This is a genomic window from Candidatus Zixiibacteriota bacterium, assembly GCA_029860345.1.
Lineage (GTDB): Bacteria > Zixibacteria > MSB-5A5 > GN15 > FEB-12 > JAJRTA01.
On sequence record JAOUBJ010000011.1, the window covers coordinates 94,363 to 108,034 of the forward strand.

Annotated in this window: 8 protein-coding genes; 1 reads left to right on the forward strand and 7 read right to left on the reverse strand. The window is 55.8% G+C overall.

All coding sequences use genetic code 11. From position 1 onward, the window contains the following. Nucleotides 1-113: 113 nt before the first annotated feature. The 7 genes from OEV49_11985 to rnr form a co-directional block, all read right to left on the reverse strand. Nucleotides 114-1,277 carry a hypothetical protein gene (locus OEV49_11985; GenBank protein ID MDH3891795.1) on the reverse strand — a complete coding sequence of 388 codons (1,164 nt, stop codon included), beginning with the start codon at nucleotides 1,275-1,277 and terminating at the stop codon, nucleotides 114-116. Nucleotides 1,278-2,462: 1,185 nt separating this feature from the next. Beyond that, nucleotides 2,463-3,602 (reverse strand): deoxyguanosinetriphosphate triphosphohydrolase, encoded by a 1,140-nt coding sequence (locus tag OEV49_11990; protein MDH3891796.1) that lies wholly within the window; start codon nucleotides 3,600-3,602, stop codon nucleotides 2,463-2,465. 4 nt (nucleotides 3,603-3,606) lie between these two features. Next, nucleotides 3,607-4,440, reverse strand: coding sequence for a hypothetical protein (locus tag OEV49_11995; GenBank protein ID MDH3891797.1), 834 nt, complete (start codon nucleotides 4,438-4,440; stop codon nucleotides 3,607-3,609). 2 nt (nucleotides 4,441-4,442) lie between these two features. Next, nucleotides 4,443-6,092, reverse strand: a complete 1,650-nt coding sequence (locus OEV49_12000; protein MDH3891798.1) for a lamin tail domain-containing protein — start codon at nucleotides 6,090-6,092, stop codon at nucleotides 4,443-4,445. Beyond that, nucleotides 6,086-7,723, reverse strand: a complete 1,638-nt coding sequence (locus tag OEV49_12005; protein ID MDH3891799.1) for a hypothetical protein — start codon at nucleotides 7,721-7,723, stop codon at nucleotides 6,086-6,088. Before OEV49_12005 ends, OEV49_12000 begins: the two co-directional genes overlap by 7 nt. 2 nt (nucleotides 7,724-7,725) lie before the next feature. After that, the gene (locus OEV49_12010; protein ID MDH3891800.1) at nucleotides 7,726-9,165 is read right to left on the reverse strand and encodes a sigma-54 dependent transcriptional regulator; all 1,440 of its coding nucleotides are present in this window, start codon (nucleotides 9,163-9,165) and stop codon (nucleotides 7,726-7,728) included. A 20-nt stretch (nucleotides 9,166-9,185) separates the two neighbouring features. After that, nucleotides 9,186-11,375: a ribonuclease R gene (gene rnr / locus OEV49_12015; GenBank protein MDH3891801.1), complete on the reverse strand. Its 2,190-nt coding sequence runs from the start codon at nucleotides 11,373-11,375 to the stop codon at nucleotides 9,186-9,188. A gap of 997 nt (nucleotides 11,376-12,372) precedes the next feature. Between rnr and OEV49_12020 the strand changes: the two genes are divergently transcribed. Beyond that, nucleotides 12,373-13,650, forward strand: coding sequence for a DUF401 family protein (locus OEV49_12020; GenBank protein ID MDH3891802.1), 1,278 nt, complete (start codon nucleotides 12,373-12,375; stop codon nucleotides 13,648-13,650). Nucleotides 13,651-13,672: the final 22 nt, after the last annotated feature.

Genomic DNA, 13,672 nt, shown 5'->3' on the forward strand with positions numbered 1-13,672 from the left:
AAACGGGCTTGCCCGCCGCCCCAAACAAGGTTTGAGGCGGCCACCCAGAGATTGGAAACTCTTTAACAAGTGTCATTCTGGCGAAGGCCAGAATCCAGTCTCCCCAGTGGCCCCTACTGCACCCGGTAGCTTATCAGGTTCCACTGTTGTTCAAAAGCCGGACCGAGACCAAAGGTAGTGTACTCCCGACGTACCATACCGACCCCCGGCACCAGCCAGTCGTCGACTGTCCAATAGTCGTTGAACGCCCCGCCGGACATACGGTAGTGAAAGGCCGACGGGAACTCGCCCGCCAAAGAAGTGACGGCGCCTTTATCGACTATCACCGGAATCGCACCGAAATACTCCATCCCCCAGTGTCGCCCGACTGTAAGAGGGAACTCATAATACCACGAATCGAAATAGAGGATATCGTCGCTGTGCGAAACAAACAATATGTCGTCACTCACACCCATATAAACCGTATCCGTCGCCAACCGTCCACGGCGTTGCCACAACCAGCCCGAGTCGGCCCACGATACCGGCACTTCCGATTTGATCGTCACGGTAACCGTGTCCACAAGGTCAAGACTGGTGTCGATCACCTGATAGACCCACTGCGTACCCACCGAATTCGGAAAACGGCTCAGATAGAAGGTGCTGAGGTCGTATCTCAGTAGCTCCCAGGTTTGATTGACGGAAATCCTGATACTTGATCCATCAGACCACGCACTGAAGAGGTATCGACGCACTGCACCGACATCAGGGGCGAACCAGGTTTGACTCCAACTCCCGCCCCCTTCGAAATCCCGGTTCCAAACTCTCTCTATCAACGCCGCAGAATCAAACCTGCCGGCTTCCACCGTGACGGTTCCAACATCGGTGACGCGGCTGGTGTCGGTACCGCCTGAAACAATCCATTCGGACCCAACCGTGAGCGGTAGTATGAATCGCTCAAGAAACATCGATCCGACGGTAGTGTCGGAAGTTATATCAATCGTATCTCCTTGTATCTTTGCATACCGGTCTACGACGACGTCGGCAACCGTCCAGTTCAGCCGTAATCTCAGACTGGTGGCTCCATCCGAATGGCTGACAGTGTCGGTAACCGATACCCACACGGTGTCGGTCGTCAAAGTCAGACTGTCATACACTTCGTAAATCCAGAGCAGGCCGACCCCATCGGGAGGTGGGTCCCCGTTCGAGCCACCGTTGATTATCTTCTCGTCGTCATCGCAGGAATAAATGCACAGCAGGCTGAGAAGCAAAGTGAACGGCACTAACCGCCATTTGATCATCTGGTCCTCCTCATTTGATGCTCTTGTCTCTGTCCACCGTCGAGATGGTCAGACGCTTGATATTCGTTAATAAGACGTCTATTGTCAACAGATCGTTTAAGCACGGTCTTGCCCGTGTTATTCTGGGGTAGGCCGGAATCCAATCTTCAGTTTCCATGTCATTCCCGCGAAGGCGGGAATCCACTCTTCTCTTAGAGACCTGAAAATTCTATCCGGGTGGATCGAACGCCGCAGGAAGTATCAGCCGAGACATCAGCCACCGCTGATAAGGTTCACCCCTCGACTCCGCTCGGGGTGACAGGGTCAAGCCCTGTTTCTCGCGTTTCGCGCGCGATCCACTAATGGTGAGCGTCGGATGGCACCCTCAAACTCGGTTTGGTGGTGATTCTGTTTTTCTCCGACCCAAACTAGGTCTGAGGCGACCACCCGGAAATCGGAGCCTCTACAACAAATGTCATTCCCGCACTCCCTTTGTCATTCCCGCGAAGGCGGGAATCCATCTTCTTGAAGGTCGAAACCCTGCCCCGAAGGGATCTCCAACACAATCAGAAAGAACACAGACGCGGGAATCAGTTCTCACGATAACCGACTAATAGCATACCACACTGGTGGAGTTCTTGGAGCCACTTTGCCAATTCTGTATAGCGGATTCTCAAGTTGTCTAGAGCAATTTCTCTTTGACCAGGGAATACGACAAAGGGGTGACCTTTTACGGGCTCCCCCCTTTTCAGCCTATCCGCCCGATGTTGAATAGCGTCGCGAAAGTCCCTGACATCATCCTGGACTGCTCCTCTGATTACTGTGAGAGTCCTTGGCAACAAGTCTTTCATCTTCTGCGGTGCGTGCTGGTGCCCTCTGATAACACTTAAACATCTGATGGCGCTATGAAGCCTGTCAATGCAAATCTCACAGTGTCCCGATGCAACTTGAATATCGTGCAGTAGCCCATTGCTGTCCGTTGGCTTACGATTGGCCAACAGATTCCTTGCACTTCGATACTCTCGTATACAATGGTCGAGGATTCGCACGAAGTTAGCTACCAGAGCATGGGCCTGTACGTTGCGTGTTCCGCTGGCTGTGAGAGAGCGGTTAAGCATCAACCGTAAGCTCAGGGCTTTCATCCCTGTCAACTCAGGAAGCTCGAATACAAAATCCTCACTATCGAATAACTCATACAGCGACGTTCTAGCCACCCCCCACCTCCCCATACACTTTCTCCGCAAACCGGTCAGTCATGCCGGCGATGTAATCGGCCGCGACGATCTCAACAGATTCGTCATCAAGCATCTTCTGGAATCGTACCGGCATCAGTAAAGGCTCTTTTACAAGTCGATCAAATATAGCCGTCATTATTTCCGAGGCCCGCTGTGATTTGGAAACCAGTCGCGCGTGATTGTACAATCGATCGCGCAGAAAACTCTTCAACTGCCGAACACGGCTGCGCATGTCCTCCGAATAGGCACATATTTTCTCGGGGGCGGTGCGCACAGTTTCAAGGTCGTGGATATTGAACTGCTTGACGCGCGCAAAGGTCTCGTTGATGACATCGGTGGCCATGCGGTCGACCAGCCGCCGGACCAACTGGTGCCGGATGAAATCATCATCTGATTTCACTCCTCGTAGTGTCTCTCCCCCGACAAGCTCGACAAAGAAGTCGCTTGCGACCAGATCATCGAATGAAATGATACCGGCCGAAAGGCCATCATCGATATCGTGCGAGTTGTAGGCGATCTCGTCGGCAATATCGACCAGGGCCGCTTCGAGTGTCGGCTGACGGTCATCCTCGAAACCGGGCGCGTCGATTCTGGAGCGTGTCTCATGTTTTACGATCCCCTCGCGCACCTCGTAGGACAGATTCAAACCGGGATGGTCGCGATAACGCTGCTCCAGAATATCCACCACCCGGAGTGACTGCCGGTTGTGATTAAAGCCACCCTGCCTCTGCAACAACTCATCCAGAACATCCTCTCCGGCATGACCGAAAGGCGTATGCCCCAGATCATGCACCAGCGCGATGGCCTCGGTCAAGTCTTCGTTGAGCCTGAGGTTGCGGGCCAGCGTGCGGGCCACCTGCGCCACTTCGATGGTATGAGTCAGACGAGTGCGAAAGTGATCTTTCTCGTGCGGGATGAACACTTGTGTTTTGTATTCCAGTCGACGAAAGGCGGCGGAGTGGATGATGCGGTCGCGATCGCGCTGGAAGGCCGTGCGCAAAGGATGTTCATCAAGCGCATAGATGCGTCCACGGCTCTTACATGACAAAGCAGCATACGGCGCCAGATTATCCAGTTCCATTTTTTCGATTTGTGCACGAACAAGCATCATGCGACTATCTTCCCGCTTTCTCATCGCCGAAGCGCACCAACGATAGGGCGACATGATTCGATAACCCCAGCGTTGAGTGATACGAGGCTGCTATTGTTATAAGGTAGCTTCTATAGCTCACCTGGACTCCACCACCGTAGGTACGGGGAGCCGTGGTCACACCCCAGAAAAAACTGCCGCGCGGTGACAGACGGATTTTTTGCCCCAGACCGAACTGCGGCTTCTCCGTTGGCTCCAAGGTGACCCGGCCCGTCACCGAGTATGGCCCCGGACCCAGTAGCTCCAGGTGTAGACCTGAAACGACGTTGATCTCGGGACTACCGGCATGCAGACGCGGCGTGGTCAGGTTTTCGAACATGATAGCTGTCTTCAGTCGCCGAGTCCGGTAGCCACATCCAACACCGACAGTCACACCGCTGAGATTGTCGTAACCATTGCCGAATTCAACAATCATAGCCGATATCGTTGCGCCCAGTGATAGAGAATCGACATTGTATGCCACGGCCAGCCGTCCCAGTTTCTCAGCGTAGAGATTGCTGCGTCCGAACTGCGAGATACCAAGCGCTGTGGTTAGTGGTCCAAACCGGCGGACTGATGCTAAGTAGACTCGATCCAACTCCTTCATCCCGAATTTCCGACTATACCCGCTTTCTAACTTGAAATCGCCGTCGTCGATTCCTCCAACCGGTACCGACAAAAGTTCCAGGGCCGATGGCTGAGCCAAAACGACAGTGTTACCCATCCCATCGGTCATGTCGGCAGCAGGGTCGAAACCGCCCGCACCGAACGCCGAGGCGCAGATGACCAGGCAGAGCAGTATGGGAATTCGGTTGTACATTCTCACCGCGCAATCACTATCGGTTTCTTGACCGACCCGGCGTCGTCGATCCGGCAGTACAGGACATAAATGCCCACCGGCAGGCGGCGACCGGCGTCTGAGCGTCCGTACCAGACGTATTGATCCAGACGGTATCCACCCTGGTCAAACCGTCGCACCACCCGCCCCTGGCGATCGAATACTTTGAGTACGTAACCTTGCGTGTCCGGGCCATCGATGATGATGACAACCGAATCTTCAACGCCGTCCCCATCGGGCGAGAACACTTCCGGTGTCACCAACACTTTCAGGTCACCGCCGACGTAGGAACTTACCACCTCGTTAACTTGACCCGGTGAGCCACCCAGTTCTGCGGACCGCCCCCACCGGCCTTGTTGTCCGTCTTGCTCATCTCGACTCCAGGTATAGTCGCCGTCGAACAGACGGCTGTAGCCAAAGCGATCCGCCTCCAGTCCGAAGTGATCTACCAATAAGACGGTATCAGCGCCGTCGTTCAAGAGCGACCAACTGCTCGGCTCAACCATCAGTCCCGCGAACCCGGGATAGCTATCCACAAACAACGAAGCCGACCTGACCAGCACAACCCGTTGTCCGGACGCCACTATCAGACTCGTGTCCACGGTTGTATTGATCCGTTTGTAATCACCTACCTGCCAACCTGCGAGATCGTATGGTCGGTCGCTTCTGTTGACAATCTCGATCCACTCCGCATCCGACGAACCATCTGGTCGTGGCGCCAGCTCGGTCAGGTGGAAGGCGGGAAACTCTACAGCCGGAGCGGCGAAGTTACGCTTGTTGTTGCGCAGACGATCATCGTCCGGCAGCACAGCCATCAGGTGTGCGTACATGGAGTCGAACTGGAAGTGATCACCGATCTCAAACCACTGCCCTGGTTCCAGCGAGGGTACTGCAAACGATGCGATGGGCTGACCGGTAGTCTCATGCCAGGCGGCGTCGTAATACAAAAGTAACAGTGTCTCGCGGAACGAATCGAGACCACGGTTAACCACGGTGAATTCAAGTCGCGTCCAACCATTTTCGATAGCGGCGTCAACCCCTTCCAGACCCAGGTCGACGCCGACAGGTGTCACCGAGTTGACTACTCCGGGCGTGGAACCGTCGAAGTCAACAGACTGCGCCACCACTTGCGACGAAGGGGTCACACGTTCCCAAGAATAGCCGTCGGCGCCCACCTCGGACCACGACATGGCCGATACCATGACATCCTGACGGTAGATTGCAACCGAGCCACCGGTGTTCACCAACGAGAAAGATGCCACCGGCGGCAATGTCATCGCAGCTTCGTCGGGTGTGTCGCCCCAGATGCCCGAGCCGTCTCCCCATCGAGTTTCAAAAGAGGCGGAACCGTCCGAGGACACCAGTTTTCTGCAGATGATGAGGTACGAATCAGGTTCAAGACGCCAGCCCCTTGGAATTGTGACCAACTCGTCGTCGACCAGCAACTGGTAATCGTCCAGAACAACAACTCCGGTGGAATCCACATAGAGCTCAATCCACTCCAGGCTGGTCGACCGGCCCGGCTCGTTCACCATGAGTTCATTGACGACCAGCTCGGAACGCACCGTGGATGAAGACCCATAGAGAATCAAGATAACAAGGAGTCCAAAAGTCTGGCCGATAGATTTCACCATCGAGCTTTCACCTCAAGCGACAGTTGTGTGCGATGCGTCCGACCGGTATCCCGATTGTAGCTGCGGCTGATCTTGACAGCAGCCATAACGCCTTCCACCAACGGTTGTTCGTTCCTGACAAAGAGATACCAGTACTCCACAGCTCCATGGCGCAAGTCGAGCCGAGAAAGATTGGACCACACCTGCAGTTGACCGAGCGCCGGCGAGTTATAGTCCAGCCGCACGAAAAACGACAGGAAGTCTTCACGATAACTGCTCGTATTGTGTGCAATATAGCTTCTGAGGGCGGTCTGACCAGCGGTAAAACGAATCTCCAGTCGAGTGCGATGACCGGTGAAGTGGGAAACTCCGGCTGTACCGGCACGACGTCGCGACTTCACCAGATGATCAAGACGCCACGACGGGCCGCTATCGCCTTCGTGGATCAAGCCGGACATCAGTTGAAAGTCGGCTGAGTCACGGTGTTGCGCCGAGTAGAGCATGGCGTTCACCAGCTGCATCTGGTCGGTCATCAGGACAATCGTCTTGATCATGCCGCCGGTATGTCCGGAATGTTTGTCGCTCATTTCAAAGTCAACATCCACCAGGTAGTGTCGGCGACGACTGCGCCCGGTCTTGCTTCCTCCGGACAGATCGAGATACCTGTCGGCATAACTCCACCCGGCGTATTTAATCTCGGCCGTCCGGAACCTATGTCGTCCTTCTATCTGTACTCCGCTCCATCCCCTGTCGTGACCAAACTGCAAGCAAGTTTCCAAAGCGGCGTAACCACTTTTGTAACGATATCGCAGCGGCAAAGCAACCTTGACATCGCCAAGCGAAGCATCGGTGTGCCGGTTTCGAATTCGATTAACACCCACTATCAGACCCGAGGTCAGCACTCTGAGATTATAGGTCAGCATACCGGCCGCCGTGCTCAGGGTGTGATCGGCGTCGCGGTTAAACGACGTTAGCAGTTGGACCCCGGCTCGACCCGCGTGGATTGCCGTGTACGCACCGTTGTATCCACCGAAGTCGGGGAACAAAAGAGATTCGTTGTCAATCCGTCCGGTGAAACTCAGAAGCTTGCCGCGATGTCCCAACACAGTTCCCATACCAAGACGCCGGGTAAAGTTGCCGAGACGAATCTCGCGAACGGTTCCGGAAGGATTGCGGTATTCCAGATATCTGTTGATCACCCGTTCGTCGCCGCTTTGCTCTCGATGCAAGGTGCAGTAGGCTGAAACTCTGTCGCGGCCGACGCGCACGCTGCCGAGGTACTGGGATGGTATCTCCTGATCGAGATCATACCGATAGCGATAACGAAGCATTCCGGATAGGCGCCCGCCGGTCACACCCTGTGACTGGAAAGGGTCCAGTTGTTCATCCTGCAAAGCGGTCGACAGCGGCTTTTCCGTCTCCAAAAAGTGCGAGAGATTGGGAATCTCGTCCAGCAGATGATACTGGCGCAACTCGACGCCCTCGATGATGGCCTCCCTTAACACCTCGTACTGCTGATAACTGATCTCCGAGTTGGCCAGCGCCTCGGTCAGTTCATCTTCGGAAGTATACACTTCAGTCGATAGATCCTGCGCCCGAACAGTTACGGCCAAAGTCAGAGCAAGCCCGAGTATTGCTGATCTGCCGAACACAATCAACTCAGTCGATACTTCTTCAGTTTTCGATAAAGCGTGCGCTCACCGATACCCAGTATTGTTGCAGCCTCTTTGCGGTTGCCGTTGGTGCGGACAAGGACGGTGCGGATTAGTTCCTCTTCCATTTCCTCCAGACTGCTCGCCGGACCTCCGGGGGCGGCTTCGTCGTAACTGTCCACCGAGTTATCTCCGGGGAGATGGGCCGTGATGAGATCGCGCAAAATGCGAACTTCGGTGCCCAGCGAAAGAATAGCGTGATAGATCAGTTCATGCCCTGCTTCCTCCACCGTCTTGCCGGTTGCGATGGGTAGGTGTGTGGCACCGGCCTGTTGTTCATCGAGAAAACTCTGGACGTCATCCACCTCGACCAGTCCCTTCCCCTTCAGCGCCAGCATGCGATCGGCGAAATTGCGAAGCTGGCGAATGTTGCCGGGCCAGTCGTACCGGGCCAACAAATCCAAAGCCGAATCCGAGCAGGTTAGCCTGGCGTTGTCGCGCCAAAAATGCTGCAGGAGCGGCAGGATGTCACTCTTGCGTTCCAATAGCGGCGGTAGAACAATTCTGACAACCGCAATCCTGAAGTATAGATCCTCACGGAATCTTCGATCATCAATTGCCTCGGTGAGGTCCCGATTTGTAGCCGACACCACGCGAACGTCGGTCTTGTTGGCCGACGACGAGCCGACGGGATAGTAGGTGCCGTCCTCCAGAACACGCAGTAGCTTCACCTGCATCTGGCCGGATGTTTCGCCGATTTCGTCAAGAAAGAGTGTGCCGCCGTCGGCCTTGCCGAACAACCCCTCTCGCCTGCCCACCGATCCGGTAAAGGCGCCTTTCGCATGACCGAACAGTTCAGACTCAAGCAGTCCCGGAGCCAAAGCACCGCAATTAATAGCTACGTATGGATGCTCGCCGCGGTCCGAGTTGTTGTGAACAGCCTTGGCCACCAACTCTTTGCCGGACCCGGATGGACCCACTATCAGCACCGCCATGTCGGAAGGCGCCACCCGTTCGATGGCCTCAGCCACAGCTTTCATCCGGGCCGACCGGCCGACGATTCCGTAGGTCGCGAGTAGCTGCTTGGTGCGAAGAATCTGAGCTATCTTCTCCTCAATCAGATCGACACCGATATCAGCCAATATCACGCCGTCAACGTGATCCTGAGTTTCCCCAACAGCCTCTTTGTCACCGGCCAACATCCATATCTCGGTCAAACCGTTGACACGACGAATCCGGGCAGCAACGGCCGGCGTGAGATCGGTACGGCTTTCGTCGTAGAGAATCAGATCGATGCGTGTTTCTTTGACCAACTGATAAAGCTGTGGCAACTCCGCGCAGGTGTGCCCCAGCCTGTCCAGGTTGGCATCATCGACACTGTCGGCCGGACCTCGCAGCAGCACCACCTGCTGCACTCTTTCCGGTTCGGAGTTCTTGCCCAATGTCCAAATCCTCCTGCCACTTATCTGCGTTGCTTTCGTTTTTTCGACCGCCCGCCGGGACCGTGCGGAGCCGGTTTCTTGCGAGTCGACAAATCGGCCGGAAACAAGTCTATCTCGTGACGCTCCTTGTCGACTTTCATGACACCCACGCGGACACTGTCGCCCATCCGGAACACCTGCCGCGTCCGTCGACCCACCAGGCGATATTGCTGTTCCTCGAACAGATAGTAATCATCATCGATTGACGATATTCGCACCATTCCCTCGACCCCCAGTTTGTCCAGCCGCACGAAGAAACCAAAACTGGTAACGCCGCTTATAACACCGGTGAATTCATCTCCGACATGTCTGGACATGTACTGCACCTGTTTGATTTTGATGGCGTCACGTTCGGCTGCTTCGGCTACCCGCTCTGTCTCAGAACAGTGTTTGGAAGCATGGTCGATCACAGCCGGGACCCTTTTTGCAAAGGCGGGTGCGTAGCCACCGTTTGAGAGTTGTCTCAACAGGCGATGCACCAGCAAGTCGGGATAGCGCCTGATGGGTGAGGTGAAATGCGTGTAGTGAGTAAAGGCCAACCCGAAGTGACCGATGTTGGATCGTTGGTAGACAGCTTTCTGCATCGAGCGCAGCATTAATTCGTTTATGAAATCCGCTTCCGGGCGGTTCTTGATCTGATCCAGAAACCGCGCAAACTGTACCGGCTTGATGTTTGGCGAAACCGGAAAACGCAGACCAAGCCGGGACATCATGGCCGAGAACTCTTCCATTTTTTCCAGGCTGGGTCGGTCGTGAACCCGATACAGAAACGGCAGGGCGCGACGAAAGACCTCAAGGGCCACCGCCTTGTTGGCCACCAACATGAACTCCTCGACCAACCGATGCGCCTCCAGCCTGACGCGGTTGCCCAGTTCGATCACCTCCCCTGAATCATTAAGAATCAGCTTAGCCTCAGGTAGATCGAAATCAAGCGAACCCTCATTAAATCGTCGCTTGCTCAGAAGATTGGCCAATTCGCGCGCCGTCTTTAGAGAATCAACCACGCGCTTAACCTTGGGGGGATGGTCTGTGGACCCATCGAACAACGCCTGGACCTCTTCGTAGGAAAGGCGCGCCCGCGACTTGATAACGCTGTCGGACAGTTTCCAACTCAGCAGCTTGCCCTTGAGGTCGAACTGCATCGTGCAGGTGTGGGCCAGCCTCTTCCGGTTCGGTTTCAGCGAACAAACATCGTTGGAGAGAACTTCGGGCAGCATCGGCACCACCATGCCGGGAAGATAGACCGAATTGCCGCGCTCGAAAGCCTCACGGTCGAGGCTGCTGCTCGGCTTGACAAAGAACGAAACATCGGCAATGTGCACACCCAGGGTATATCCGGTTTTCGTCCGGACAATATTAATGGCGTCGTCGTGATCCTTGGCATCTTCCGGGTCGATGGTATAGATTATCTCTTTGGTGAGGTCTACCCGGCGCTCGAATTCTTCGTCGAGTGCACGACCGGCCGCCTGCTCCGCTTCGTTGAGAACGTCGTCGGGAAACTCGTCGGCCAGATTGTGATTGCGGATTACCGTCTTGAGGTCAACGCCCGGTTCACCGGGGAAACCGATCCGCTCGACCACTTTGCCTTCCGGATTGAGATTGGGGTTGGCCCAATGGGTCAGACGGGCCACCACTTTCTCGCCGTCCCTGGCTTTCAGACTTTCTCGCGCCGGGATGTAAAGTTCTCGCGGCAGCCGAGCGTTATCCGGCACCAGCGTGCAGAAGTTTTCCCCCCGGCAAAACTTGCCCACTATGTTTCGGTCGGCCCGCTTGAGCACCTTGAAAACCGAGCCCGCTTTTCGCTCACCCCGCTGACCGGTCAGACGGACCATCACCTGGTCGCCATCCATGGCCGTGAGCACCTGAGTCGGCGGGATCATGATGTCCTCAGTTTCACCTTCACGGATCAAAAAACCGGTGCCGCTGCGCGTCATCTGAAATCTTCCGGTGGCGATATTCATCTCATCGGCCAACCCAATGCGACTGCGTTTGAGCTTGACCAACTCACCGGAATCGAGCAACAGCTTGAGCAGATGGCGGAACTTCCGGTAATCCGGCTGGGGAATACTGAGCGCTTTGGCCAGTTCCTTGGCCTTCATCGGGTGATAGGATTTCTCTCTTATGAAATTGAGAATGGTCTTGGAATCGAACTTCATGTGGGCAAGATACATGGGACGCTACAGGCTCGTCAAGCCATTTTTGGCACATTCGCGCCAAAATGGCACCCATAAATGGGTTTTTTACTGCTACGCACCCTGCAACTCTAGCGTGTGCCCGGCAGATGCTGGCGTGTGCCCGACACGGTACCCCACCCAGAGCGTTTCGCGGCGGGTGGGTTTTCCGATGTCACGCTGCCAGCTGCGGCAGGTCACAATCCCCGCCTTCGGCGGGACTCAAGACCTGACACAACTCCGACACGCGGGATCGAAAGACGTCGCTGAAACAGTGCGCGCGGAGCGCGAAAAACAGGCTTGCCTGCTCAACCTGAGCGGAGTCGAAGGATGAAACCGCTCCTGTCTGTCGCAGGTGCTGTCAGGCAGATGGGTGGCACCCTCAAACCCGGTTTGGGGGTGACTCTGCACGTTGCGGCAGGTCTTGCGAATCAGCGTTAGCGGATTTGTGTGACCTGCCGCTCTCTTCTCGTAGGCACATCTGTGTCAGGTCACAATCCCCGCCTTTGGCGTGGCTCAAGACCTGACACAACTCTGACGGTCACCCCGAGCGCAGTCGAGGGGCGATTGTTCCGTGACCGGCAGATGTCCACATCTGCCGCCGTGTCATTAAACACGGTACCCCACCCAGAGCGCTTCGCGCCGGGTGGGTTCTCCGATGTCACACTGCCTGCCAAGTTCGGCGGCATCCCTCCTGCGGCGGACCTTCGGCGCAGGGATGCCGCCCTACTAAGAGAAGATGGATTCCCGCCTGCGCGGGAATGACTAAATGGACATTAGTTAGGTGGGTCCGTCCTCGAACCCGCCGATTACACAACGTTGCGCGGGGTCCTTCTCGCCGCAGGCGGGTGAGACCCTGCGCGCGGAGGACCAGTTGGGTCACACTCCGCCACGGCGGACCAGGACCCAGCTGAATAGAGCGCCAGGGCAAACGACGACATCTGCCGCCCACGGCACATCAATTGACAATCGCGGCCCATAGCCGTTTCTTCCCACAATGGAAGCTGTCAAACTGCTCGCTCTGTTCGTTCTGATTGTCATCGCGCTCAGGTTCAAACTCTCGGTAGGCATTACACTGATCATCGCCGGACTGGCCACGGCGCTATTGTACGCGATACCCATCGGTCAATTGGCCGAAGGTTATTGGCAACTGGTGCAGTCGCCCAAGTTCATTTTCCTGACCTCGGTGGTGCTGTTGATCACGCTCATGGGATCACTTTTGAAAGAAGTTGGATACCTCGACAAACTCTCGTCGGCCGTTCAAGGATTGCACGGTGGGCAACGCACCGGTGCGATGGTCCTGCCGCCGTTGATCGGATTGATGCCGATGCCGGGCGGGTCGCTTTTGTCGGCGCCGCTGGTCGACCGCGTGTTGAATGATCGGCGATACAAACCGGAGTTTCGCACCGTGACGAATTACTGGTTCAGGCATATCGCCGAGTTTGCCTGGCCGCTCTATCCGGGCATTGTGTTGTCCGAAGCGATCACCGGTCTGCCGATTGGCGATGTAGCCTTGCTGCAACTTCCGCTGACCATCATGATGGCCATCATAGGTATCTTCTTCTTCATACGCACGATCCAACCGAGCGCCGCTAACTCGCACGGCACAGGCACGGCACTGATCGGAATTATCGGCGCGCTCTGGCCGATTGCATTGGTCATTCTCATTTACGGCATCGCCCGGATCGAACTGGCCTGGGCGTTGCTGATCTCGATTGCTGTCATGCTGATGGTGACGAGGCCTAAACGCGCGAACCTGTGGCGGGCAACCAAAGAAGGTTTGTCGTACAAACTCATCCTGCTGGTTTTTGGCGCGCTGTCATTTCAGACAACTCTTGAGTTGTCAGGTGCGATTGAGGCTATACCGAGACTCTCCGCCGGGTACAATCTGCCCCCGGAACTGATCATCTTCCTCGTTTGTTTCGCAGCCGGCATTCTCACCGGGATGGTGGCCGCCTATGTCGCAATCGGCTACACAATCCTGGCCGGGTTGCTGTATCAGCACGGCATTGAGCCGGGCTATATCATGCTGGCTTACTTGTCCGGCTACTTTGGCATGATGCTCTCCCCGGCCCATTTGTGCCTGGTGCTCACCAACGAGTATTTCAAAGCCGACTTATCACTGGTTTACCGCCGCCTCGCCCCACCGCTGACCCTTTTGCTTCTGGGCGGCCTTCTGCTCTACTTTTCCGGATGGCCGGAGTTGTTCGGCGATGAATCGCTTTCTCGCGCTTCGCGCCTTTGTATCCTCACCCTGAGCGGAGTCGATGGGTGAATCTACCGTGATGCGACCCGTC

What these genes read in the sequence shown, in the direction of transcription:
- OEV49_11985 (MDH3891795.1), bottom strand. Translation starts at nt 1,277, where the DNA reads ATGATCAAATGGCGGTTAGTGCCGTTCACTTTGCTTCTCAGCCTGCTG.
- OEV49_11990 (MDH3891796.1), bottom strand. Translation starts at nt 3,602, where the DNA reads ATGATGCTTGTTCGTGCACAAATCGAAAAAATGGAACTGGATAATCTG.
- OEV49_11995 (MDH3891797.1), bottom strand. Translation starts at nt 4,440, where the DNA reads ATGTACAACCGAATTCCCATACTGCTCTGCCTGGTCATCTGCGCCTCG.
- OEV49_12000 (MDH3891798.1), bottom strand. Translation starts at nt 6,092, where the DNA reads ATGGTGAAATCTATCGGCCAGACTTTTGGACTCCTTGTTATCTTGATT.
- rnr (MDH3891801.1), bottom strand. Translation starts at nt 11,375, where the DNA reads ATGTATCTTGCCCACATGAAGTTCGATTCCAAGACCATTCTCAATTTC.
- OEV49_12020 (MDH3891802.1), top strand. Translation starts at nt 12,373, where the DNA reads ATGGAAGCTGTCAAACTGCTCGCTCTGTTCGTTCTGATTGTCATCGCG.